The 25133-nt window shown below is 66.1% G+C and carries 21 protein-coding genes; 9 read left to right on the top strand and 12 right to left on the bottom strand.

The genetic code is table 11. From position 1 onward, the window contains the following. The 6 genes from ACM14_RS10710 (at position 1) to ACM14_RS10685 (ending at position 9555) form a co-directional block, all read left to right on the top strand. Positions 1–1764, top strand: coding sequence for a PAS domain-containing sensor histidine kinase (locus ACM14_RS10710; protein ID WP_065346127.1), 1764 nt, complete (start codon positions 1–3; stop codon positions 1762–1764). Further along, positions 1764–3320 carry a sigma-54 dependent transcriptional regulator gene (locus ACM14_RS10705; RefSeq protein ID WP_065346126.1) on the top strand — a complete coding sequence of 519 codons (1557 nt, stop codon included), beginning with the start codon at positions 1764–1766 and terminating at the stop codon, positions 3318–3320. The genes ACM14_RS10710 and ACM14_RS10705 overlap by 1 nt, the downstream gene beginning before the upstream one ends. Continuing rightward, positions 3307–3942, top strand: a complete 636-nt coding sequence (ampD, locus tag ACM14_RS10700) for a 1,6-anhydro-N-acetylmuramyl-L-alanine amidase AmpD (RefSeq protein WP_013804091.1) — start codon at positions 3307–3309, stop codon at positions 3940–3942. Before ACM14_RS10705 ends, ampD begins: the two co-directional genes overlap by 14 nt. Before the next feature lie 529 nt (positions 3943–4471). Next, the gene (locus tag ACM14_RS10695) at positions 4472–7393 is read left to right on the top strand and encodes a ribonucleoside-diphosphate reductase subunit alpha (RefSeq protein WP_065346125.1); all 2922 of its coding nucleotides are present in this window, start codon (positions 4472–4474) and stop codon (positions 7391–7393) included. A 206-nt stretch (positions 7394–7599) separates the two neighbouring features. Further along, positions 7600–8691 carry a ribonucleotide-diphosphate reductase subunit beta gene (locus ACM14_RS10690; RefSeq protein WP_063328010.1) on the top strand — a complete coding sequence of 364 codons (1092 nt, stop codon included), beginning with the start codon at positions 7600–7602 and terminating at the stop codon, positions 8689–8691. A 177-nt stretch (positions 8692–8868) separates the two neighbouring features. Next, entirely contained in the window at positions 8869–9555 is a 687-nt protein-coding gene (locus ACM14_RS10685; protein WP_065346141.1) for a histone, read from the top strand. A gap of 97 nt (positions 9556–9652) precedes the next feature. Here ACM14_RS10685 and ACM14_RS10680 read toward each other — a convergent pair whose 3' ends face one another. From ACM14_RS10680 to ACM14_RS10650, 7 genes are all read right to left on the bottom strand, one after another. Continuing rightward, a complete protein-coding gene (locus tag ACM14_RS10680) occupies positions 9653–10555 on the bottom strand; it encodes a carbohydrate kinase family protein (RefSeq protein ID WP_012203428.1) in 903 nt (300 codons plus the stop codon). Between the two features lie 35 nt (positions 10556–10590). Further along, positions 10591–11964 carry a zinc-ribbon and DUF3426 domain-containing protein gene (locus ACM14_RS10675; RefSeq protein ID WP_065346124.1) on the bottom strand — a complete coding sequence of 458 codons (1374 nt, stop codon included), beginning with the start codon at positions 11962–11964 and terminating at the stop codon, positions 10591–10593. A 75-nt stretch (positions 11965–12039) separates the two neighbouring features. Then, on the bottom strand, positions 12040–12930 hold the full coding sequence (gene prmA / locus ACM14_RS10670; RefSeq protein ID WP_012203426.1) for a 50S ribosomal protein L11 methyltransferase: 891 nt from the start codon (positions 12928–12930) through the stop codon (positions 12040–12042). A gap of 84 nt (positions 12931–13014) precedes the next feature. Beyond that, positions 13015–14379 (bottom strand): acetyl-CoA carboxylase biotin carboxylase subunit, encoded by a 1365-nt coding sequence (gene accC / locus ACM14_RS10665; protein ID WP_012203425.1) that lies wholly within the window; start codon positions 14377–14379, stop codon positions 13015–13017. A 132-nt stretch (positions 14380–14511) separates the two neighbouring features. Then, positions 14512–14976, bottom strand: a complete 465-nt coding sequence (gene accB / locus ACM14_RS10660) for an acetyl-CoA carboxylase biotin carboxyl carrier protein (RefSeq protein ID WP_012203424.1) — start codon at positions 14974–14976, stop codon at positions 14512–14514. A gap of 145 nt (positions 14977–15121) precedes the next feature. Next, a complete protein-coding gene (locus tag ACM14_RS10655; protein WP_013804095.1) occupies positions 15122–15622 on the bottom strand; it encodes a TlpA disulfide reductase family protein in 501 nt (166 codons plus the stop codon). A gap of 46 nt (positions 15623–15668) precedes the next feature. Further along, complete coding sequence (locus tag ACM14_RS10650; RefSeq protein ID WP_013804096.1) at positions 15669–16277, bottom strand: hypothetical protein; 609 nt, start codon at positions 16275–16277, stop codon at positions 15669–15671. Positions 16278–16521: 244 nt separating this feature from the next. Here ACM14_RS10650 and mpl point away from each other — a divergent pair, with 244 nt between their 5' ends. Beyond that, positions 16522–17961: a UDP-N-acetylmuramate:L-alanyl-gamma-D-glutamyl-meso-diaminopimelate ligase gene (mpl, locus tag ACM14_RS10645; RefSeq protein WP_065346123.1), complete on the top strand. Its 1440-nt coding sequence runs from the start codon at positions 16522–16524 to the stop codon at positions 17959–17961. A gap of 74 nt (positions 17962–18035) precedes the next feature. On the opposite strand, the gene ACM14_RS10640 is transcribed toward mpl, so the two are convergent. After that, on the bottom strand, positions 18036–18353 hold the full coding sequence (locus ACM14_RS10640) for a hypothetical protein (protein ID WP_012203420.1): 318 nt from the start codon (positions 18351–18353) through the stop codon (positions 18036–18038). Between the two features lie 259 nt (positions 18354–18612). On the opposite strand from ACM14_RS10640, the gene ACM14_RS10635 reads away from it, so the two are divergent. Continuing rightward, entirely contained in the window at positions 18613–18981 is a 369-nt protein-coding gene (locus tag ACM14_RS10635) for a YqcC family protein (protein ID WP_065346122.1), read from the top strand. 58 nt (positions 18982–19039) lie between these two features. Here the strand turns inward: ACM14_RS10635 and ACM14_RS10630 are convergent, their stop codons facing one another. From ACM14_RS10630 to rodA, 4 genes are all read right to left on the bottom strand, one after another. Beyond that, positions 19040–20197 (bottom strand): 3-deoxy-7-phosphoheptulonate synthase, encoded by a 1158-nt coding sequence (locus ACM14_RS10630; protein WP_012203418.1) that lies wholly within the window; start codon positions 20195–20197, stop codon positions 19040–19042. 441 nt (positions 20198–20638) lie between these two features. Then, positions 20639–21259, bottom strand: a complete 621-nt coding sequence (locus tag ACM14_RS10625) for a hypothetical protein (RefSeq protein WP_013804100.1) — start codon at positions 21257–21259, stop codon at positions 20639–20641. A gap of 93 nt (positions 21260–21352) precedes the next feature. Next, entirely contained in the window at positions 21353–22813 is a 1461-nt protein-coding gene (gene tldD / locus ACM14_RS10620; RefSeq protein WP_012203417.1) for a metalloprotease TldD, read from the bottom strand. A 352-nt stretch (positions 22814–23165) separates the two neighbouring features. Continuing rightward, a complete protein-coding gene (gene rodA, locus ACM14_RS10615) occupies positions 23166–24335 on the bottom strand; it encodes a rod shape-determining protein RodA (protein WP_013804102.1) in 1170 nt (389 codons plus the stop codon). A 212-nt stretch (positions 24336–24547) separates the two neighbouring features. Between rodA and ACM14_RS10610 the strand changes: the two genes are divergently transcribed. After that, complete coding sequence (locus ACM14_RS10610) at positions 24548–25132, top strand: YqiA/YcfP family alpha/beta fold hydrolase (protein WP_012203415.1); 585 nt, start codon at positions 24548–24550, stop codon at positions 25130–25132. The last annotated feature ends 1 nt before the right edge of the window (position 25133 follow it).

Here is a 25133-nt window from a genome sequence, read left to right as displayed (position 1 = left end):
ATGCAGGACGCGGCCCCCCCCCAGCCCCCCACCATCGACGAGGCCGCGGCGCAGTCGCCGCACGACGCCAACGCCCCCTTTGTCCGGCTATGGCAGGGCTTCCTGACCGGCCGCGTGCTCATCGCCACTGCGCTTTTGCTGCTGCAGCTGGCGCTGCTCAGCGTGCAGCCCGGCGGCAATTCCCTGGTCTGGCTGGTCTGCCTGGGCTACCTGGGGCTGACGCTGCTGCTGCGGCTGACGGCACGCGCCCAGCCGCCCTCGCCCCGCGCCGGCGTGCACTGGCTGCCCGTGATCGGCGTGGACATCGCAGTCATCTGCCTGCTGCAGATGCTGCAGACCGGGCCGCTGAACTACTCGGCCCTGCTGGCCATTCCCATCCTGATCTCGGCCGTGCTGGGCAATCTGACGCTGGCCCTGGCCACCACGGCCAGCGTCACGTTGCTGACCCTGGGCTGGGTGGCATGGCAGGACGTGGCAGGCCGCATAGAAAGCACCCAGGCCTACTACCAGGCCAGCTTTGCCTGCGCAGGCTATTTCGCGGTGGCCTATCTGACGCACGAACTGGCACGCCGCGTGCGGCGCGAGCGCCACCTGGCCCAGCACAGCAGCCGCAAGGCCCAGACGCAGGAACAGGTCAATGCCCTGGTGATCCGCCACCTGGGCGAAGGCGTGCTGGTGGTCGATCCCCAGTTCCGCGTGCAGCAGGCCAACCCGGCCGCGCTGCACCTGCTGGGGCTGGCCGACGCGCATGCCCTGCCCTTCGCCCTCAAGGAGCATTCCGGCTGGCAGCGGCTGCAGGACGCCGTGGCCCAGAGCTTTGCCCAGAACCTGCCCATCTCGGCCGCCATCCATCTGCAGTCCATCGGCCAGGAAGGCATGACGGGCCTGCACCTGCGCACCTGGCTGACCGAAGTCGCCACCCCATCCGACGCCGCCGACGCGGCCGAGCCCGCGCTGCTGCAGCAGCTGTGCGTGGTCTTTCTGCATGATCTGCGCGAGATGGAGGCGCGGCTGCGCACGGAGAAGCTGGCCTCCATGGGCCGCATGTCCGCCGCCGTGGCCCACGAGATCCGCAATCCGCTGGCCGCCATCACCCAGGCCAATGCCCTGCTGGCCGAGGATCTGGCGCAGGACCCGGCCCAGCAGCAGCTGTGCCGCATCGTGGGCCAGAATGCCGAGCGCCTGGCACGCATCGTCGAGGACGTACTCAACATCGCCCGGGCCCAGCAGCACATTGGCGAGGCGCATGCCGGCCTGCTGGCCCTGGACCAGCACGTGGCCCAGGTTTGCCAGGAATGGCAGGCCCAGGGCCAGCCAGTGCACAGCATCCAGCTCCTGCTCGACGCCCGGGAGAAGACCGTGGTGTTCGATGGCGAGCATCTGCGCCGCATCCTGGTGAACCTGCTGGACAACGCCCGGCGCTACCGCAGCAACGCCCACGAGCCACACACGCTGCAGGTGCTGACCGGCGCGCCGGCCGGCGGCCAGATCTGGCTACAGGTCTGGAGCGACGGCGCCGCGCTGGAGCCCACGGTGCAACGCCATCTGTTCGAGCCCTTCTTCTCTTCGGAAAGCCGCTCCAGCGGCCTGGGCCTGTATATCTGCCGCGAGCTGTGCCAGCGCTACGATGCCAGCATCAGCTACCAGCGGCTGTCGCGGCCCACGCCGCACGGCCCTGTCGAGGGCAATGCCTTCAGCATCGTGTTCCGTGCCGGCCCGGCCTCGGCCCTGCCGGCCTCCCTGTTTGATCAGATTGTGGTGTGATGCCTTTGAACTCCCTGCCCGCTGCCGCATCGATCCTTGTCGTGGACGACGAGCCGGATCTGCGCACCCTCTATGAACTGACCCTTCTGCGCGAAGGCTACCGCGTGGAAACCGCCGCCAGCGTGAGCGAGGCGCGCGAGCAGCTGCAGACCCAGCGCTTCGACGTGGTCATCACCGACATGCGCCTGCCCGACGGCATGGGCATGGAGCTGCTGCAGGACCTGCGCAGCCAGCAGCGACGCGAGCGCTGCGTGGTCATGACGGCCTACGGCTCCGCCGAGAACGCCGTCGAGGCCCTGCGCTCAGGCGCCTTCGACTACCTGACCAAGCCCGTGGACCTCAAGCAGTTCCGCCTGGTCGTGGCCTCGGCCGCCCAGGGCGTGGGCGGTGTGCCGGCCCCGGGCGTGATGCCGGCGCGCAGCCCTTCGGCCGCTCCCGCCGCCAGCCCGGTGCTCAACGGCAGCGGCGCACTGGACGCCATGGTCGGCGAGTCGCCCGCCATGCAGGCCGTCAAGCAGCGCATTGCCAAGGTGGCGCGCGGCATGGCGCCGGTGCTGGTGCATGGCGAGTCGGGCACAGGCAAGGAGCTGGTGGCCCGCGCGCTGCATGCCTGCAGCCAGCGCGCCCATGGCCCCATGGTGGCCGTGAACTGCGGCGCAATTCCCGAAAACCTGCTGGAAGCCGAGTTCTTCGGCGCGCGCAAGGGCTCCTATACCGGCGCCACCCAGGACCGCGACGGCTACTTCCAGGCGGCGCGCGGCGGCACCTTGTTTCTGGACGAGATCGGCGACCTGCCCCTGGCCATGCAGGCCAAGCTGCTGCGCGCCATCCAGGAGCGCCGCGTGCGCCCCCTGGGCTCCGCACAGGAGGAAGCGGCCGATGTACGCATCGTCAGCGCCACCCACCGCGACCTGGCTGCCGATGTGCAGCAGGGGCGCTTCCGGCAGGACCTGTACTACCGCCTCAATGTCATCGAGGTACTGCTGCCCCCGCTGCGCGAGCGCCGCGAAGACCTGCCTGCCCTGTGCCGCGCCCTGCTGGCACGGCTGTCGCAGGAATCCGGCCTGCCCATGCCCGAGATCGACGAGCGTTCAGTGCAGCAGATCGCCCGCCTGCCCCTGCCCGGCAATGTGCGTGAACTGGAGAACCTGCTGCACCGCGCCATCACGCTGGGCGAGGACGGGCCGCTGCGCATAGATCCCGAGATGCAGCTGCCCTGCGGCACGCCGCCCGCACCGCCTGCCCCGCCCGCACCGCCCGCATCCGCCTCGCCCTCTCCTTCGCTCTCGCCTTCGCGCCCCCTGCCGCCAGGTGGCCCGCTATCGCCAGAGCCAGCCGATGCCGACCTGCCCCGCGACCTGCAGGCCTGGCTGGACGAGCGCGAGCGCGGCATCCTGGTGCAGGCGCTGCAGGAAAACGGCTTCAACCGCACGGCCACCGCCGCGCGCCTGGGCCTGAGCCTGCGCCAGATCCGCTACCGCATCGACCGGCTGAACATCGCCCTGCCCGGCGATGCCAGCGCGGAGACGGACGGAGGCGGCCATGGCGAGTCCTGATCCACAGGCGCAAGCCACCCAGGCCCCGGCCTGGACCTGGCAAGGCGGCTGGCTGCAGCAGGCCCGCCACCTGCCCTCGCCCAACTTTGGCGAGCGCCCGGCCCAGGCGCTGGTCGATCTGGTCGTCGTGCACTCCATCAGTCTGCCCCCCGGCGAGTACGGCACGGGTGCGGTCCAGCAACTGTTCACCAACCAGCTCGACTGGGACGCCCATCCTTACTACCAGGGGATACGCGGCCTGGAGGTGTCGGCGCATTTCTTCATCACGCGCCAGGGCGAGGTCTGGCAGTTTGTGGACTGCGATGCGCGCGCCTGGCATGCAGGCGCTTCCTGCTGGCGGGGCCGCGACCGCTGCAACGACGACTCCATCGGCATAGAGCTCGAAGGCCTGGAGGGCCTGCGGTTCGAGCCGGCCCAGTACGCGGCGCTCGATGCCCTGTGCAACGCCATCGCGGCCCGCTACCCCGTCGCCCATCTCGCAGGCCATGAGCACATCGCGCCGGGCCGCAAATGCGATCCGGGCGCAGGCTTCGACTGGCACCGGCTGCGCGGGCTGCTGGCCCATCACCCCGCCACGGCGAACTGGCAGCTGCCGCCGGGCGCGGGCCAGCCCTCCACGTAAGCGCACACCCTCATCGCAGGCACCGCCAGGTCTTGCGAAAAATCCCGCTTGTCCACAGGCAGAGGACAAAGGCTGTGTCAATCCAGAAAGCAACCGATGTGGCGCGCCCGGCGCACGCAGCGGCTGCCTGATCATTTTTTACAAATTCACGCATGTGTCGCAGCCCCACTGTCCATGGGGCTTTCAGCGGTCCGACCGGCGCAGGGCCAAGGCTGCAGCGGCTTGCGGCGGACCATCGCCCGCAAGCCACGGCGCAGCGGGCCTTTGCTGCTATTGGCTTGTAGGTTGCGCACCCGTTTGGCGCAGCGCAAACAGCGGTTTTCCGGCTGTGAGTACCCCGTGTACATGAGACGGCGATACACTACAGGTAGTGCCCAGAAGCACGCTGGACACCATATCTAGTGTTCACAAGCTGTGCACACCCTGTGAAAACGGTGTGTACATCCGACCCCGATTCCATCTCCCAGCAAGCCTGCCCCAAGTGCAGGTCCGCGTCCGTTCTATCCACAAACACCCGTTGAGGAAACTCATGCAAGAAGCACTGAATTCTTTGGCTCCCGCTGCGCACGGTGATGCTGCCAATCCTTCCTCCGCCCATCACCTGTCCGTGCAGGACGGCTACCAGATCATCCGCCGCAGCGGCGATGTGGTGCCCTTCACGCCGCAAAAGATCGCCGTCGCGCTGACCAAGGCCTTCCTGGCCGTGCGCGGCGCCCAGGGCGCGGCCTCCGCCAGCGTGCGCGAGACCGTGGACGAGCTGACCCAGGCCGTGGTTCGCGCACTGCTGCGCTCGCGTCCGGGCGGCGGCACCTTCCATATTGAAGATGTGCAGGACCAGGTCGAACTGGGCCTGATGCGCGGCGGCCACCACGACGTGGCACGCGCCTACGTGCTGTACCGCGACCGCCGCAACCAGGAACGTGCCGAGCAAAAGAAGGCCGCCGAGGCCGCAGCGGTTGCCGCCGCCGCACCGGCGCCCGTGCTGCATGTGACCGACAACGGCCAGCGCGTGCCGCTGGACCAGGCTCGCCTGCTGGCGCTGATCGAGGCGTCCTGCCGCAACCTCAACGCCGATATCCAGGCCGCCCCCATCGTCGCCGAGACGCTGCGCAACCTGTACGACGGCGTGCCGATCGAAGAAGTCTTCAAGGCCTCCATCCTGGCCGCCCGCACGCTGATCGAGAAAGACCCCGACTACACCTACGTCACCGCCCGCCTGCTGCTGCACACGATCGTGCGCGAGGTCATGGGCCGTGACGTGCACCCGGCCGACATCCAGGCGGCCTACGCAGAGTACTTCCCCGGCTTCATCCGCAAGGGCGTGGACAACGAACTGCTCAACCCCGAGCTGCTGAACTACGACCTGCCCCGCCTGGCTGCCGCCATCAAGGCCGAGCGCGACGAGCAGTTCGACTACCTGGGCCTGCAGACCCTGTACGACCGCTACTTCCTGCACGTGCGCAAGACGCGCATCGAGCTGCCCCAGTCCTTCTTCATGCGCGTGGCCATGGGCCTGGCGCTGCAGGAAGAGGACCGCAATGCACGCGCCATCGAGTTCTACGAGCTGCTGTCGTCCTTCGACTTCATGAGCAGCACGCCCACGCTGTTCAACAGCGGTACGCTGCGCTCGCAGCTGTCTTCCTGCTACCTGACCACGGTGCCCGACGATCTGGACGGCATCTATGAGTCCATCAAGGAAAACGCCCTGCTGTCCAAGTTCGCCGGCGGACTGGGCAACGACTGGACGCGCGTGCGCGCCCTGGGTTCGCGCATCAAGGGCACGAACGGCGAGTCGCAGGGCGTGGTGCCCTTCCTCAAGGTGGTCAACGACACGGCCGTGGCCGTGAACCAGGGCGGCAAGCGCAAGGGCGCCGTCTGCACCTACCTGGAGACCTGGCACCTGGACATCGAGGAATTCCTCGAACTGCGCAAGAACACCGGCGACGACCGCCGCCGCACGCACGACATGAACACGGCGAACTGGATTCCCGACCTGTTCATGAAGCGCGTCATGGAAAAGGGCCACTGGACCCTGTTCTCGCCCTCCGATGTCGGCGACCTGCACGATCTCTTCGGCGCCGCCTTCGAGCACGCCTACACGGCCTACGAAACCAAGGCCGACAACGGCGAACTCAAGCTGTTCAAGCGCATCCCGGCCATGGACCTGTGGCGCAAGATGCTGTCCATGCTGTTCGAGACCGGCCACCCCTGGGTCACCTTCAAGGACCCCTGCAACGTGCGCTCGCCCCAGCAGCACGCCGGCGTGGTGCACTCGTCCAACCTGTGCACCGAGATCACGCTGAACACCAGCGACACCGAGACCGCCGTCTGCAACCTGGGCTCGGTCAACCTGGCGCGCCACATCGTCGATGGCGCCATCGACCACGGCAAGCTGCGCAAGACCATCACCACGGCCATGCGCATGCTGGACAACGTGATCGACATCAACTACTACGCCGTGCAGAAGGCCAAGGACTCCAACCTGCGCCACCGCCCCGTGGGCCTGGGCCTGATGGGCTTCCAGGATGCGCTCTATGAAATGCGCATCGCCTACGCCAGCGACGCGGCCGTCGAGTTCGCCGACCAGTCGATGGAAGCCATCTGCTACTACGCCTACTGGGCCTCCACCGAGCTGGCCAAGGAACGCGGCCAGTACTCCAGCTACAAGGGCTCGCTGTGGGACCAGGGCATCCTGCCGCTGGACACGCTGAACCTGCTGGAGAAGGCACGCGGCGGCTATGTGGAAGTGGACCGCTCCTCGCGCCTGGACTGGGATGCCCTGCGCGCCAAGATCGGCCAGCACGGCATGCGCAACTCCAACTGCGTGGCCATCGCGCCCACGGCGACCATCTCCAACATCGTCGGCGTCGATGCCTCCATCGAGCCCTCGTTCGGCAACCTGTCGGTCAAGTCCAACCTGTCCGGCGAGTTCACCGTCATCAACCAGTACCTGGTGCGTGACCTGAAGCGCCTGGGCCTGTGGGACGACGTGATGGTCATGGACCTCAAGCACTTCGACGGCTCGCTGCGCCCCATCGACCGCGTGCCCCAGGACGTCAAGAGCCTGTACGCCACCGCCTTCGAGGTCGAGCCCACCTGGCTGGTCGAGGCCGCTGCGCGCCGCCAGAAGTGGATCGACCAGGCCCAGAGCCTGAACATCTACATGGCCGGTGCATCGGGCAAGAAGCTGGACGACACCTACAAGCTGGCCTGGCTGCGCGGTCTGAAGACCACCTACTACCTGCGCACCACCAGCGCCACCAACATCGAGAAGTCCACGGTGCAAAGCCGCGTGCTCAACGCCGTGCCCTCGGCCGCCGCCGCACAGCCTGCCGCCGTGAACACCTCCAGCGCCCTGGAAGCCGCGGCAGCCGCCGCACGCGCCCAGGCACCGGCGACGGACATCAAGTTCTGCGCCATCGACGATCCCGGCTGCGAAGCCTGCCAGTAAGCCGCGCAGCGCGGGGCCTCGCCACGGCGCAGGCCCCGCGCCCTGCCCGCCAGCCAGCGCCATGCGCAGGATCTTCGCCATGGACCTTGGGCCTGCTCAACACGCCAGGCCACCCATGGTCCTACATTGACCGGAGCAGAAAGAGAGGACTCTTTCGCACCGAATGAACTGAACATATGCCCCAGGGCATGCCGGAGAAATTTGCAATGCTGACCTTTGACGACGACGCCACCCTCTCGAACACGCCCAGCGGCGCGGAGGCTGCGCCGAGCACCACACACAAGCGCGTGAATGCCGCCGACAAGCGCATCATCAATGCCAAGACCGACGTCAATCAGCTGGTGCCGTTCAAGTACAAGTGGGCCTGGGAAAAGTACCTGGCCACCTGCGCCAACCACTGGATGCCGCAGGAAGTGAACATGAACCGCGACATCGCCCTGTGGAAGGACCCTAACGGCCTGACCGAGGACGAGCGCCGCATCATCAAGCGCAACCTGGGCTTCTTCGTGACGGCCGATTCGCTGGCCGCCAACAACATCGTGCTGGGCACCTACCGCCACATCACGGCGCCCGAGTGCCGCCAGTTCCTGCTGCGCCAGGCCTTCGAGGAAGCCATCCACACCCACGCCTACCAGTACATCGTGGAGTCGCTGGGCCTGGATGAGGGCGAGATCTTCAACGCCTATCTCGAAGTCCCCTCCATCCGCGACAAGGACGAATTCCTGATCCCCTTCATCGAAGCGATCATGGACCCCGCCTTCAAGACCGGCACCTTCGAAACCGACCAGACCCTGCTCAAGTCGCTGATCGTTTTCGCCTGCCTGATGGAGGGCCTGTTCTTCTACGTGGGCTTCACGCAGATCCTTGCGCTGGGCCGCCAGAACAAGATGACCGGCGCCGCCGAGCAGTACCAATACATCCTGCGCGACGAGTCCATGCACTGCAACTTCGGCATCGACCTGATCAACCAGCTCAAGCTCGAAAATCCACAGCTGTGGACAGCCGAATTCAAGGAAGAAATCACGGCGCTTTTCGTCAAGGCCGTCGAGCTGGAATACCGCTACGCAGAGGACACCATGCCGCGCGGCGTGCTCGGAATGAACGCATCGATGTTCAAGGGCTACCTGCGCTACATCGCCAACCGCCGCGCCACGCAGATCGGCCTTGAGGCCCTGTTCCCCAACGAGGAAAACCCGTTCCCCTGGATGAGCGAGATGATCGATTTGAAGAAGGAACGTAACTTCTTTGAGACACGCGTCATCGAGTATCAAACCGGCGGCGCACTTTCCTGGGATTAATCGCTTCTCTGCAGGCACAATGCGAACCATGACGCGCTTCACGCTTTTGCAATACCGATGGTGTTGCGGCGTGGGGCGTCTCCGTGTTCATTGCGATGCGTCACTCCACATCGCTTTGGATCGCTTCGGAGCCCCGTACCCCGAAGTGTTTTGTGCAAATCAACGAAGGAGAAGATGATGGCAACTGCGAAGAAGACGGCCTCCACCAAGGCCCCCACCGACAAGAAAACCACTGCCAAAAAGGCGGCTGCTCCCAAGGCTGAAACCGTGAAGAAAACCACGGCCACTGCCAAGGCAGCACCCGTCAAGAAGGCTGCTGCACCTGCTGTGAAGAAGGCTGCAGCTCCTGCTGCCAAGAAGGCTGCCGCTCCTGCCAAGAAGGCTGCTGCTCCTGCTGCAAAGAAGGCTGCCGCTCCCGCCAAGAAGGCTGCTGCTCCTGCTGCAAAGAAGGCCGCCGCTCCCGCCAAGAAGGCTGCTGCACCTGCCGCAAAGAAGGCCGCTGCTCCTGCCAAGAAGGCTGCTGCTCCTGCTGCCAAGAAGGCCGCTGCTCCCGCTGCCACAAAGGCTGCTGCACCTGCCGCGAAGAAGGCCGCTGCTCCCGCCAAGAAGGCTGCCGCTCCTGCTGCTGCCAAGAAGCCCGCTGCAGCTGCCAAGCCTGCCGCAGCGCCCGCCAAGGCCGCAGCAGCTCCTGCCGCTCCCGCCAAGAAGGCTGCAGCCCCGAAGAAGGCCGCTGCCCCCAAGAAGGCCGCAGCAGCTCCCGCCGCTGCCGCGCCTGCAGCTCCTGCTGCCGCACCTGCGCCCATCGCGCAAACCCGCCTGGCTCCCCAAGCCGCATGGCCCTTCCCCACAGGCAACAAGCCCTGAGACTTTTCCGGTCTCAAAGCAAAAAGCCCGGCTCTTTGGAGTCGGGCTTTTTTCATTGTGAAGCCGGCGGCTGCGCCGCCGGCCGGTGATCCCGGCTTCAGGGCTGGGCGAAGTCCAGCACGTAGTTCTGCGGGCCACGGCTGGCAATCTTGAGCGCGCCCAGGCGGTTGCCCAGTTCGGCGCAACGCACCAGGTCCCAGCCACGCTCCAGGCCGAACAGCATGGCGCCACGCCATGCGTCGCCACATCCCGTGGGATCGACCACGGCGGCGGGCTGCACCGGCGCCACCAGGGTCTTGGCGCCTTGCACCCAGACCTCGCAGCCCTCTGCCCCCAGCGTCACCACCAGGCCTTGCACCTGCCCGGAAATCTGCTCCAGGCTCCAGCCCGTGCGCTCGCTGAGCATGCGGGCCTCGTAGTCGTTCACGGCCACCCAGTCAGCCTGCTCGATGAAGCTGCGCAGCTCCTGTCCATCGAACATGGGCAGGCCCTGGCCTGGATCGAACACAAAGGGAATGCCGGCCGCCTTGAACTGCTGGGCATGCTCGAGCATGGCCTGGCGGCCATCGGGCGCAATGATGCCCACGCGCACCTGCTCCTTGAGCTCTGGCGTGATGCGGTTGCCGTGGGCCTGCATCATGGCGCCCGGGTGGAAGGCCGTGATCTGGTTGTTGTCACGGTCCGTCATGATCATGCACTGGGCCGTGTGCGTGTCCTGCAGCTGGCCGATGTGCGCGGTCTGCACGCCCAGTTCGTCGAGGCGCTGCACATAGTCGGCGCCGTCGCTGCCCACCATGGCCATGGGCCAGGCATCACCGCCCAGCAAGCGCAGGGCGTAGGCGATGTTGCCGGCGCAGCCGCCGAAATCGCGGCGCAGTGTGGGCACCAGGAAGGACACATTGAGGATGTGCAACTGGTCAGGCAGGATCTGGTCGGCAAACCTTCCCTCGAAGGTCATGATGTTGTCGAACGCAAGCGATCCGCAGATGAGAGCGGCCATGGTGTGTCTCGGCTTTCTTGAAAAGTCAGGGGGATTCAGGGATAAAAAACCAGGGCGCGATAGCCGGCCACGGCCGCCTCCAGGCCTTGCACTTCGACCGGGGCTGTCACGCTCCACTCGCCATGGCCCTCGATCTGCGCGGGCGCGCCGAACTGGTCAAGCCGGATCACGCGCCGCAGCAGCAGCTTGTCCTGGGCATCGGTGAGCGTGAGTTCGACAGCGGGCATGGCCACGGGGAAGTCGGAACGGTTCTCCAGGCTCAGGCTCCACTGGTACTGGCCGCTGCGCGGCAACTGCCGAAAGCCCGAACTGCCGATCACCACATCGCCGATCTGGCGGCGTGGCTGCAGCTCGCAGCCCGCCATGGCGCACAGGGCCTGCAGCGCGGGCGCCAGCGAAGGATGCTGCACGGCCAGCGCATCGCGCTGGCCCCACATGACCTGGCCTGCCAAGGCGCCCACGCCCAGCAGGCTGCCCATCACAAGCGCCACGCGCACGGCAGGCCGGCGCCAGAAGGCCTTGCGCCGCGCCTGGCGCACAAAGCCGGGCTCGGCCTCGGGCAGCGCGGCCGCAGCCTCACCGCTGCCTTCGCCATCGCTGTCGGGCCAGCGGGAGAACTCCGGCGAAGGCACGGAGGCCTGCGCCTGCGGCTCCGATTCCCGGAGCAGGCCGGTTGGCACGGACGGCGCAGGCGCATCGGACGACTTGTCGGATGGCTTGTCAGATGGCTTATGGGGCCGTGTGAACGGCACGCCTTCCTCATCCTTTGCCGGTGCGGGCACAGGAGCCGCAGTGTCAGGCTCGGGTCCGAGCAGGCCGTCAACGGCCTGCTCGGCCTGGGCAGCGGGCGGGGACTTCGGCGCTGCCCGGGACGCAGCCAGGATCTCGTCCACCAGCGACGCTCCAGGCAGCGCGCTGCCCGACTCTTCGGCGGCGCTGGCGGAGGGGTCCTTCGCGGTCACAGGGTACGAAGGCGGGGCCTCTGGAGTCGGCATCTCGGCCGGCGGCATGGACGGCGAAGGCTCGGCCCTGGCGGCCGCAGCCGTGGTTGCGGTGGATACCGCAGGTGCGGCAGGCACAGAGGGTGCAACAGGTGCAGCAGGCCCCGATGCGGCCCGCCCCGGCAATCCGCTCGGCGCCGTCGGCAGCCACATGGATTCCCTGAATTCGCGGATGTCATCGTCCTCGAATTCGGCAGGGTTGTGCGATGCCCCGCCAGCCACCGGAGTGCCGGCCACCGAGGTGCCGGCCGCGTTCACAGGTGCCGTGGGCAGGGGCTGCAGATCCTCGGAGGCATCGAACACTTCATGGCAGACGCCGCAGCGCACCCACCCCTGCGAAATTCGCAGCTGGTCGGCCACCACTTTGAAGCGGGTTCCACAGGCAGGACAGCGGGTGACTTGGCTCATCAGCGATCGATTGTAGGCAGCTGCTCACGGCCCGCGCCACGAAGGCAGCGGCCGCGCGGGGACTCGGGCCGGAAATCAGGCCGCGCGACGCGCGGTCATCAGGATCCAGCCATCTTCGCTGTCGGCCACTTCCAGCGCCAGGTACGGCGCATAGGCCTCCTTGAGCTCGTCGGCCTGGCGCTCCAGGATACCGGCCAGCACCAGGCTTCCACCTGCTGCCACGCGGCCGCACAGCAGCGGCGCCAGCACCTTGAGCGGCGTGGCCAGGATGTTGGCCAGCACGGTGCGGTATTCGCCGTTGCCGGCATCGGGCAGGCCCGCCTTCAGTTGCACGGCGTTGGCATCGGCGTTGTAGCGCGTGGACTCCACGGCTGCCGGGTCGATGTCCACCGCGTCGATGTCGGTGGCACCGAACTTGGCAGCGCCAATGGCCAGGATGCCCGAGCCGCAGCCGTAGTCCAGCGTGCGGCCAAGACTGCCCTGCGGCTGGCGGGCGATCCAGCGCAGGCACATGCGCGTGGTCGGGTGCGTGCCCGTGCCAAAGGCCAGGCCCGGGTCCAGGCGGATGCTCACGCGCGCCTCGGGCGGCAACTCGTGCCAGGTGGGAACAATCCAGAATTCGGGCGTGATGTCCACCGGGGCGAACTGCGACTGCGTCAGGCGCACCCAGTCCTGCTCCGGCACCTGCTTGACGGCGATGATGCTGCAGCCCTCGAAGAAGTCCTGGGGCAGCAGCAGATCACGCGCCTCTTCGGCCGCTTGCTGCGAGGGGAACAGTGCCACCAGGCGGCTGCGCTGCCAGCCGTCCTTGGGCGGCGGCATGCCGGGCTCGCCAAACAGGGCTTGCTCGGCCTCGGTCTGCGCGTCGGCATCCTCCACCGATACGCTCAGGGCGTCCAGCGCATCCAGCGCATCGCTGACGGTCTCAACCCGGTCTTCCGGGCACAGCAGGCTCAACTCGAACATGGGCCCATCCTTTTCTATGCAATAAATGAAAATGCTGGCCGCCGTCGCCGGGGGCCAGCATGCAGGGTCAATCGGGCGACCTGCTCAACGCTTGTTGGCGTTGCGGTGCGCCAGCCACTCTTCCAGGTAATGGATGTTGGTGCCGCCTTCCATGAACTTGGCGTCCACCATCAGATCCTGATGCAGCGGGATATTGGTCTTGATGCCTTCGACCACGGTCTCCAGCAGCGCCGTGCGCATGCGCGCCAGCGCCTGCTCGCGCGTGTCGCCGTGGACGATGATCTTGCCGATCATGGAGTCGTAGTTCGGCGGCACGAAGTAGTTGTTGTAGACGTGCGAGTCCACGCGCACGCCGGGGCCACCGGGGGCATGCCACATGGTGATGCGGCCCGGCGACGGCATGAAGTTGTAGGGATCCTCGGCATTCACGCGGCACTCGATCGCATGGCCCTTGAGCTGGGCATTGATCTGGCGCTGGGTAAAGGGCAGCTTCTCGCCTGCGGCCACCATGATCTGGGTGCGCACGATGTCCACGCCCGTGATCAGTTCGGTCACCGGATGCTCCACCTGCACGCGGGTGTTCATCTCGATGAAGTAGAACTCGCCGTTTTCAAAGAGGAACTCGAAGGTGCCGGCGCCACGGTAGCCCAGCTTTTTGCAGGCAGCGGCGCAGCGCTCGCCGATCTTCTCGACCAGGCGGCGCGGAATGCCCGGAGCCGGTGCTTCCTCGATGACCTTCTGGTGGCGGCGCTGCATGGAGCAGTCGCGCTCGCCCAGGTAGACCGCGTTGCGGTGGTTGTCCGCCAGGATCTGGATTTCCACATGACGCGGGTTCTGCAGGAACTTTTCCATGTAGACGGCCGGATTGCCGAAGGCCGCACCGGCCTCGGCCTTGGTCATCTGCACGGCATTGATCAGCGCCGCCTCGGTATGCACCACGCGCATGCCACGGCCACCGCCGCCGCCTGCGGCCTTGATGATCACCGGATAGCCCACGGCCTTGGCGATGCGGCGGATCTGCACGGGATCGTCAGGCAGCTCGCCATCCGAGCCGGGCACGCAGGGGACGCCCGCCTTGATCATGGCCTGCTTGGCCGAGACCTTGTCACCCATGGTGCGGATGTTCTCGGGCGTTGGGCCGATGAAGGTGAAACCGCTCTTTTCCACGCGCTCGGCAAAGTCGGCGTTCTCGCTGAGAAAGCCGTAGCCGGGGTGGATGGCCTCGGCGTCGGTCACCTCGGCGGCCGAGATGATGGCCGGCATGTTGAGGTAGCTCAGCGGCGATGGCGCGGGGCCGATGCACACGGCCTCATCGGCCAGCTTGACGTACTTTGCGTCACGGTCGGCCTCGGAATACACCATCACCGCCTTGATGCCCAATTCACGGCAGGCGCGCTGGATGCGCAGGGCAATCTCGCCCCGGTTGGCAACCAAAATTTTCTTAAACATGAAGGTCCTCGCGACTTGGTGCCTGCGCCGGTACGCAGGCCGAAGCCGTCAGTTGAGCCAATTGCTCTGTCGCGCCGCGGCATGCGTTCGCGCCAGGGCGTCGTGCCGCTTGCGGCATCGCTCGCCTGCAGGTTACTCGATCACGAACAGGGGCTGGCCGTACTCTACCGCCTGGCCGTTTTCGCCCAGGATGCGCGTGATCGTGCCGCTCTTGTCGGCTTCGATCTCGTTGAGAATCTTCATCGCCTCGATGATGCAGATGGTCTCGCCTTCCTTGACCTGGTTGCCCACTTCCACGAAGGGCTTGCCGCCAGGGCTGGAGGCGCGGTAGAAGGTGCCGACCATGGGCGACTTCACCACGTGGCCGGAGACGGCTGCCTCGGCCGGTGCCGCCACGGGTGCTGCGGGGGCAGCGGCGACGGGTGCCGCCATCGGCGCGGCCATGGGAGCCTGCATGGGCGCTGCCACATAGTGCTGCACCACGGCGCCTTCGCTCTTGACGATCCGGACCTTGCCCTCTGCTTCGGTGATCTCCAGTTCCGACACGTTCGATTCGGACACCAGATCAATGAGGGTCTTGAGTTTTCGCAAATCCATGGGAGCTCCAGCGGCTAACAACTAAATAGGGCGCGAATTTACTCCAATTTCGCCCTTCTGCGTGCTTTGAGGCATATTTTTCATCAACGTCGCCATGGAATTCAGGGCATTTCCTGAGCTTTCACAGCTTCGATGATGCGAAAAATCAGCCTTTTGCGCTCCAGGAAGCCAGATCTTCGGTAGTAAGCTCACCTATTTTACGTTGCTGCACCATGCCATCTTCGCCGAGCAGCACGGTGAAGGGCAGTCCGCCCTGCAGATTGCCCAGCGAGCGGGTCAGGCCCAGACCGCCTTCCACCGCCAGCGCCACAGGGAAACGCAGGGGTGTGCGACCCAGGAAGCGCTGCACGGCCTCCGGCTTGTCCACAGCCAGGCCAATGACCTGAATACCATGCTGGTCTTGGCGTGCCGAGAAGGCATCAAGCATGGGCAGCTCGCGCACGCAGGGCGGGCACCAGGTGGCCCAGAAATTGACCAGCACCGGCTTGCCGCGCCAGCGCGACAGCGTCATGGCGGAGCCATCGGGCGTGATGAAGCGCTGTTGCCACAGCTGCTCTTCGGCACTGGCATCCATGGCGTGCGGCTGAAAACGCCACCACGCAAACCCTGCCCCACCCAGGCCCGCGGCGGCGGCAACGCCGCCCATCAGCCAACGGCGGCGGGAAGATGTGTTTTGCCCTGCATCCACTGAATCAGCCACGGTCGGCCTCCTCTTCATCCTGATCCAACAGCCTGCGCAGCGCCTCGGCGCTGCCGCGCGGGCTGCGCCCCTGGCCGTCGGGCTTGAGTGCGCCACGCAGATCATCATGGTCGTACACCAGCAGATGCACGCCCACGGACTCGTTCAAAGGGCGGCAGAAGGCGTGGATGCTCAAGGCCTCCACGGCCTGCCCCGTAAAGCCGGTGACGGTGCTGGGCTCGTACTCCACATGCTGGTTGATCAGCGCGATCTCGGCCGACTTGGGGTCGTCGCAGAACAGCTGCAGGTAAATATCGGACAGGCGGGTGGCTGTGCCGCGCCAGACGGCGCCGGCCAGATGGGGCCGGAACTCGGCCAGGCGGTCCATCCATTGCAGGGCCAGTTCGCGCAGGGCCTGCAGCTCCTGGGGCTGGGTGTCGGCGCAGAACAGGGCAATGTATTCGCGCACGGCCTCTTCCACCAAGTCGTTGCCCGGCAGCGCGGTGCGCGCGGGCAGCCCCAACTGGCGAAGTGCGCGGTGCTTGGCAGCCCCCCATTCCAGCCCTTCCTCGACCACGAGGCGGGCCGCGGTCTGGGCAATTTCGGCAGTGGCTTGGTCCATGGCTTTCCGATCCGCTGTATCCCTACATATATATAAGAGGCCTTCCCTGTGGATGGCCCCGGGCCATTGTGACCCAAGCCGCGGCACCGCCGGCCGCGGACGGGCTTTGCACGTTCCCGCCAGCGCCTTGCACCGGCGATTTCGCAACCTTGTGTTTCCGGGACCCGGTGCCTGCTGGGCCGCAAGCTCCTGTTTTTGCAGGACAGGCCTCCCGGACATGACGGCAACCGTAGAATGCCCGGCCATGCACATACATATTCTGGGCATCTGCGGCACCTTCATGGGCGGACTGGCCGCACTGGCGCGCGAGGCTGGGCACCGCGTCACAGGCTGCGACGCCGGCGTCTATCCGCCGATGAGCGATCAGTTGCGTGCACTGGGCATCGACCTGATCGAGGGCTACGGCGCCGACCAGATGGCCCTGCAACCCGACATGTATGTCGTGGGCAACGTGGTCAGCCGCGCGCGGCTGCCCGACGGCAGCCCCAAGTTCCCGCTGATGGAGGCGATTCTTGAAAGCGGCGCCCCCTACACCAGCGGTCCGCAATGGCTTTGCGAACAGGTGCTGCACCATCCGTCCTGCCCGCGCCATGTGCTGGCCGTGGCCGGCACCCACGGCAAGACGACCACAACGTCGATGCTGGCCTGGATTCTCGAATGCGCAGGCCTGACTCCGGGCTTTCTGGTCGGCGGCGTGCCACTGGACTTCGGCGTCTCGGCCCGCCTGGGCGCATCCAGCCGCCCGACGCCAGGCCAGGGGCCGGCCGGCGCGGAGCCCGTCTTCGTCATCGAGGCCGATGAATACGACACGGCCTTCTTCGACAAACGCAGCAAGTTCGTGCACTACCGCCCGCGCACGGCCGTGCTCAACAATCTGGAGTTCGACCACGCCGACATCTTCGAGGACCTCGGCGCCATCGAACGCCAGTTCCACCATCTCGTTCGCACCGTTCCCGCCTCCGGGCGGCTGGTGGTCAACGGCATAGAGGAAAGCATCACCCGCGTGCTGCACCAGGGCTGCTGGAGCGAGGTCTCCAGCTTCGGTGCGGTGGTCAGCGATTTCAGTGCCCAGGGTGATCCCAGCGCCTTCGACGTGCTGCACCGTGGCCACAAGGTCGCGCGCCTGGAATGGGCACTGACCGGGGAGCACAACCAGCTCAATGCGCTGGCTGCCATTGCAGCGGCCGAGCATGTGGGCGTGACGCCGGCCCAGGCCTGCGATGCGCTAGCGCGCTTTCAGAACGTCAAGCGACGCATGGAGCTGCGCGGCATGGCGGGTGGCGTGTCCGTGTACGACGACTTCGCCCACCATCCCACGGCCATCCGCACCACGCTGGACGGCCTGCGCCGCAAGCTCGGCAGCCAGGCACGCATCCTGGCGGTGTTCGAGCCGCGCAGCAACACCATGAAGCTGGGCACCATGAAGTCGCAACTGCCCTGGGCCCTGGAAAGCGCCGATCTGGTGTTCTGCCACACGGCCGGCCTGGACTGGGATGCTGCCGAGGCGCTGCGCCCCCTGGGCGTGGGAGCCGGCCACAAGGCGCAGGTGGCTGCAGACATCGATACGCTGATCGGGCAGATCCGCGCAGCCGCCCGCCCCGGTGACCACGTGGTGTGCATGAGCAATGGCGGCTTCGGTGGCATTCATCCCAAGCTGCTGGCGGCGCTGCAAGCCGCAGGCTGAACCGGGCCCAGCCCCCAATGAAAGAAGCCCGGGTCATGCCCAGGCTTCTTTGCTGTATCGCTATCTGTCTGTCGTCAGTAACTGATGGACATCGCCGGCACATCGACACGGATCAGCGGCTTGGACAGCACGGCCTGGGCGGCCACGGCATAGCTGTTGCGCCATTGCTCGTCGTCGAACAGCCCGGAGCGCGAACGCGCCGCACGCGCCACCACCACCAGCTTGTCGGCCAGCAGAACCTTGCCGCTGGCGCGCAGGGGTTCGCAGTCCATGGAGATGAACTGCTGGTCCAGCCAATGCCGTCCTTCATCGGAACTCATGGGGGTGAGCCCGCTGGTGTCCGTGCGGTACTCTTGTCCGGCATCCAACACCACAATCACTTCGCTGCGCATGGAACTCCTCTCTTCATTACGGGATACGGCCCTGTGCCTGCTCATGCAGACAGGGCTGTCACTCATGCCCTGAGCTTAACCGCAAGCGCCTTTTCCACACCCCGGGCAAGCTGACATGCCTCAAGTGCCAGAGACTGGCACCGGCGCTGGAGTCGGCACTGCCGCCAGCAGGTGTTTCAAGGCCTGCCAGCGCCTGCCCAAAGGTGCAAACGTACAATGGCCGACAGATTTGGCCCCGTTTTTTCATGGACCTCACCGCATGACAACCGACACCACGCACCAGAAACTGCTCGACCAGTTGCAGCAACTCGAAGACGAGTTGCGCAGCCAGAGCCTCTGGTCGGCCGTGGCGCCCAGCCCTGAGGCCATGGCATCGACCATGCCGTTCATGTACGACACGCTCAAGCTGCAGGAATGGCTGCAGTGGGTTTTCCTGCCCCGGCTGCGTGCCGTGGTCGATGCCCGCGGCCAATTGCCCTGCCAAAGCCACGTGCATCCACTGGCCGAGCATGAATGGAGCCAGCCCGTGGCATTCGACAAGCGCCGGTTGCTGGTCCTGCTGCTGGGCATAGACGACACGCTGAACCAGGGCGGACTGACCCCGCCGGACGCCACGCCGCCACACTGAACAAGCAAACCGGGACATGGAAAAAACGGGGCATGCATGCCCCGTTTTCTTTTCAAGCTCAGGCGGCAACCAGGGCCGCAGCCGGCTCGGGATGCTTGACGCGGCGCTGCTGCACGGCGTCGGACAGCTCGGCCAGCGTTGCCAGGGAATCATCCCAGCCCAGGCAGGCATCGGTGATGCTCTGGCCGTAGGTCAGGGCAGCCACTTCGTCCTTGCCGGGCGTGAACTTCTGGGCACCGCCCACGAGATGACCCTCGATCATCACGCCGAAGACGCTGCGCGAGCCGCCGCTGATCTGTCCGGCGATGTCACGTGCCACATCCTTTTGGCGCTCATGCTGCTTGGAGCTGTTGGCGTGGCTGCAGTCCACCATCAGCGTGGGAGGCAGGCCGGCCTTTTCCAGATCCTCGCAGGCAGCGGCCACGTTGGCCGCGTCGTAGTTGGGGGTCTTGCCGCCGCGCAGGATGACGTGGCAATCCTGGTTGCCCGCCGTGTTCACGATGGCAACCTGGCCATTCTTGTGCACGGACAGGAAGTGGTGGCCGCGGCTGGCCGACTGGATGGCGTCGGTGGCGATGCGGATGTTGCCGTCCGTGCCGTTCTTGAAGCCGATGGGCGCCGAGATGCCCGAGGCCAGTTCACGGTGGACCTGGCTTTCCGTGGTGCGCGCACCGATGGCGCCCCAGCTGATCAGATCGGCGATGTACTGGGGCGAGATCACGTCCAGGAACTCGCTGGCGGCCGGCACGCCCAGGCGGTTGATGTCGATCAGCAGTTGCCGCGCAATGCGCAGGCCTTCGTCGATGCGGTAGCTCTGGTCCAGGTAGGGATCGTTGATCAAACCCTTCCAGCCCACGGTGGTGCGCGGCTTTTCGAAGTACACGCGCATCACGATCTCCAGCGTGTCCTTGTACTGCTCGCGTATGGGCGCCAAGCGGCGTGCGTACTCGATGGCGGCCGCCGGATCGTGGATGGAGCAGGGGCCGACGATGACCAGCAGGCGGTCATCCTCGCCAGCCATGATGTTGTGGATGGTGCGGCGGGTGTCGCCGATCAGGGTTTCGACGGCCGTACCGCGGATGGGGAAGAAGCGAATGAGGTGCTCGGGAGGGGGCAACACGGTGATGTCCTTGATACGTGCGTCGTCGGTTTGGCCAGTCTTTTGGGAACCGCCGCGATACCAGGAATCGGCGAGGGAAGCTTGATGAGCAGTCATTGCTTGCTTTCGTGAGGAAAGATGGATCGTGGAAAACGGAGCGAAGAATCGGGAGGGGAAAAACAAAAAACCGCCGGGCTTTACAGCTTCGGCGGTTTTGAGGGAGGTTTGTTCGGGTGCGCGCGCTTACCTCTCTTCCGCCGGGGAGGAGAACCAAAAGTAAAAGTAGAAGGAGGCACGGGCTTGCATGGGGATCGAATGTAGCACAGTCATTTTTCGCAGTGCAACATGGACATGAAGGCGGGGAAGCTGCCGTTCACCGTGCCACAGAGAGAAAGCACAAAATCATTGACGCAGTAAAACTGCTTTTTTTTCAGTTTCACGCAAAAATTCTTCATGAACATGTAGAAAATCACGATGCCATGCAGTTTTATTGCCATCGGCCATGAAAACGTGCAAACCCCGGGAAATGATGCATCGGCGCGTCACGCAAGGGCCCGATCAACGCCGCAGCAATGCGTCACGCAGCCTGCGCAGGGCCCGGCGCACAGCGCTCAAGGGTTGCCATCGGCGCGCCTTGTAACCAGACAGGATGGAAGTCACATCGGCTTCGCCGGCCACGGCAGCGGATTCGGCAAACATGTCCGTCAGCAGGCAGGCATCGCCCAGCAGACGCCAGCCCAGGCGCTCGCAGCGGCGGAAGTGCTCGGGCTCCTGGGCATCGCCCACCAGCACGGACTGCTGCCATGCGTGGACGGCCTCCCTGAAGCCTTTGAGCAGACGCTGGTAGGCAGGAAATTCGTAGAGGGCATGCCAGCCCGTGGCCAGCGTGGTGAGAAAGTGCTGGTGGTCCAGCACCGCCAGGTCAAGCTGCTGTATGGCGTCTTCCACCGCGGGGCGCGGGCTGCCCGCATAGCGCACGCGCACGGACTCGTCCAGTGCGACGGCCAGCAAGGCCAGTTGCTGGTGCATGGGCTGCAGGTCGCCCACGATCAGCTCATGCTGCCAGAAGCGGCTCAGCCGCGACTCGCCGGCCCAGGCACGCCATTGCTTCGGCAGGCTGCGCAGGGGATGGACGGAGGTCCGCGGGCCTGGCCGGGAGGAAAAGGAAAGCTGGGTCATGGAATCGGCGCCGGGCGGCGCCCACCGAACGCGGCGGGCCGCGTCAGGCAGGACAGGGCCCGGCCTGCCGTGCAGGGCGCGGGCATGGGACCGTCAGGCCGTGCCGCCCACCGTCAGGCCGTCGATGCGCAGCGTGGGCTGGCCCACGCCCACAGGCACGCTCTGGCCTTCCTTGCCGCAGGTGCCCACGCCGCTGTCCAGGCGCATGTCGTTGCCGATCATGGTGATGTGCTTGAGCGATTCCGGGCCGCTGCCCACGATGGTCGCGCCCTTGACGGGGTACTGGATCTTGCCGTTCTCGACCCAATAGGCCTCGCTGGCGGAGAACACGAACTTGCCGCTGGTGATATCGACCTGGCCGCCGCCGAAGTTGGTGGCGTACAGGCCCTTCTTGATCGAGGCCACGATTTCCTGCGGCTCCCGGTCGCCACCGAGCATGTAGGTGTTGGTCATGCGCGGCATGGGAATGTGGGCATAGCTTTCGCGGCGGCCGTTGCCCGTGGGCTTGACACCCATCAGGCGGGCATTCATCGCGTCCTGGATGTAGCCCTTGAGGATGCCGTCCTCGATCAGCACATTGCTCTGGCTGGTGCAGCCTTCGTCATCGACGTTGAGCGAGCCGCGGCGATCGGCCAGCGTGCCGTCATCCAGCACGGTGACGCCCTTGGCAGCCACGCGCTGGCCGATGCGGCCGCTGAAGGCGCTGGCGCCCTTGCGGTTGAAGTCGCCTTCCAGACCGTGGCCCACGGCTTCGTGCAGCAGCACGCCGGGCCAGCCTGGGCCAAGTACCACGGTCATCTCGCCAGCCGGCGCGGGACGGGATTCCAGGTTGGTGAGGGCCGCGCTCACGGCCTCGTCCACGTACTGGGTGATCTGCTCGTCGCTGAAATAGGCCAGGCCGAAACGGCCACCGCCGCCGGCAGAGCCCACCTCACGCCGGCCCTTTTGCTCGGCGATCACGGTAACCGACAGGCGCACCAGCGGCCGCACGTCGGCCGCCAGCGTGCCATCGGCACGGGCCACCAGCACCACGTCGTACTCGCTGGCCAGGCCGGCCATGACCTGGACCACGCGCGGGTCCTTGGCGCGGGCCAGTTTCTCGACCTTGCCCAGCAGCTCGACCTTGGCCGTGCTGTCCAGCGTGGCGATGGGGTCCAGACCGGGATACAGCGAGCGGCTTTGCGCAATCTTGGGAGCATTGGCGCGCACGCGCTTGCTCTGGGCCGCGCCCGAGATGGAGCGCACGGTGCGCGCGGCATCCAGCAGCGAGGCTTCGGAAATATCGTCGGAATAGGCAAATGCCGTCTTCTCGCCACTGACCGCACGCACGCCCACGCCCTGGTCGATGCTGAAGCTGCCGGTCTTGACGATGCCCTCTTCCAGGCTCCAGCCTTCGGCGCGGGTGTACTGGAAGTAGAGGTCGGCGTCGTCGACCTGGTGGCTGCGGATCTCGGCCAGTGCGCGCGCGAGATGGGTTTCATCGAGCCCGAAGGGCTCAAGCAGCAACTGGCGCGCTGTGGCCAGGCGTTCAATGGTGGGTTCGCGGGAGATCATTCACGCATTGTAGAGAGCCGGCCATGCCCTCGCCGTGCAACGGCTGCGGCCAGCGGCTTGCCAACCCACAAAAAAGAACGGAATGCCGCTCCACCAGGCTGAGCGGCATTCCGTAGGCATGCATCCGCGTGGATGGCGAACATGCTGGCCCATGTCCGCACTTGCTTTGTAGCCTGCCCTGGCGGCGGTGGCAAGTGAGCAGACTCCCGCAGAAACTATCAAAAAAGGAGCAACCAGCGCTTTTGGAGTCTCAGTTTACAAGCCAAATCGCAGGAAGGAATGCGACGCCCGATAACGCAGGCATCCAGACTCTTTGACATTTGCGGGCGCCTTTGGCGCCGCAAAGTGCGATTCAGAGCGGCCCGCCGCCCTCGCCCGGCAGCTGCCGCTGCGAGCGCGCCACCGACATCAGCACGCCCAGCGCCAGCCCCAGCGTGACCATGGCCGTGCCGCCATAGCTGATGAAGGGCAGCGGCACGCCGACCACGGGCAGGATGCCGCTGACCATGCCCATGTTCACGAAGGCATAGGTGAAGAAGATCATGGCCACGGCTGCCGCCATGAGCCGCGCGAACAGCGAATTGGCCTGGATGGCGATGGCCAGCCCGCGCCAGACCAGCAGCAGGAAGGAGACGATGATGAACAGGTTGCCGACCAGTCCGAACTCCTCGGAATAGGCCGCGAAGATGAAGTCGGTCGTGCGCTCGGGGATGAACTCCAGGTGGGTCTGGGTGCCGGCCATGAAGCCCTTGCCCCAGACACCGCCCGAACCGATGGCGATCATCCCCTGGATGATGTGGAATCCCTTGCCCAGCGGATCGCGCGTGGGGTCCAGCAGGGTGCAGACACGGGTTTGCTGGTATTCATGCAGCACGGGCCAGCGCACGCCGTCGGCGCATAGCTGGGGCTCGTACAGCACGATAAGCGTGATGCCGATGGCGCCGGCCAGCACGGGCGGCACGATGAGTTTCCAGGGCAGGCCCGCGAAAAAGATCACGGACAGGCCTGCGGCCATCACCAGCAGCGAGGTGCCCAGGTCAGGCTGCTTCATGATCAGCCCCACGGGCACCAGGAGCAGGACCATGGCGATCACGAAGTCCGTGCCGCGCAGCTGGCCCTCGCGGCGCTGGAACCACCAGGCCAGCATCAGCGGCGTGGCGATCTTCAGCAGTTCGCTGGGCTGGATCACCACGCCCACGTTGACCCAGCGCTGCGCCCCCTTCTTGGTGATGCCGAACAGCGCCACCGCCACCAGCAACGCCACGCCCAGCATGTACAGCGGCACGGCCACCTTCATGAGCTGCTGCGGGGGAATCTGGGCCACGACGAAGAGGATGGCCGCCGCGATCAGCATGTTGCGCCCATGGTCGGTGAAGCGCGTGCCGTGGTCGAAGCCCGAGGAGTACATGGCGATCAGCCCCGCCGACGCCAGCATGCCCACGAACAGTAGCAACCAGAAGTCAAAGCCCCGCAGCAGCGGGGCAACACGTTGCCAGAGGGAGGGCTTGTCGAATTCGGTCACGGGGATGGTCGGTCGCGGGCACGGGCCGCCATTATCCCGTGGCGCATGCGGCCCAGCCCGGCGCAGGGTTGCCCACGGAGGCGGTTGTCATCCAGCTGTCGGCCCGGGCCTTCCCTGCTGGGCGCCGCCTGCCGCAGCGGCCACAATGGGCCATGAGCCGTCCGGGCCGCATCCCGCGCCCGGCCCCAGCAACGCAAAGGAGAGCGCCCGCCATGACCACTACCCATTTGCTGTACCTGCACGGCTTTCGCTCCTCTCCCCAATCCAACAAGGCCCGGCGCCTGGCCGAGCATGTGGCCACGCGCCATCCCCATGTGCGCTGGTGGAGCCCGCAACTGCCCCCTTCCCCGCGCGAGGCGGCTGCCTTGATTGCCGATGGCATCGGCAGCTGGCCGCGCGAGACCATGGCCGTGATCGGCTCCTCGCTGGGCGGCTACTACGCCAGCTGGGTGGCCCAGCTGGCGCGCTGCCGCAGCGTGATGATCAACCCGGCCGTCAACCCGGCGCGCGATCTTGAAAAGTACATCGGCGAGCAGACTTCCTGGCACAACCCGGAGGAGCGTTTCTTCTTCCGCCGTGAATACATCGAAGAGCTGCGCGCGCTGGACACGCGCCATATGACACCGGCCGCCCCCGAAATGCTGCTGGCGGCCGAGGGCGACGAGGTGCTGGACTGGCGCGAGATGAGCGCACGCTATCCGCATGCGCTGCAGATCATCCAGGAGGGCGGCGATCACGCGCTGAGCAACTTCGAGGAGTACTTGCCTCAGCTGGACGAGTTCCTGAATCTGGCCTGAT

The organism is Delftia sp. JD2 (genome assembly GCF_001682645.1).
GTDB classification, from domain to species: domain Bacteria; phylum Pseudomonadota; class Gammaproteobacteria; order Burkholderiales; family Burkholderiaceae_C; genus Comamonas; species Comamonas acidovorans.
This window is presented reverse-complemented; position numbering and strand designations above follow the sequence as displayed.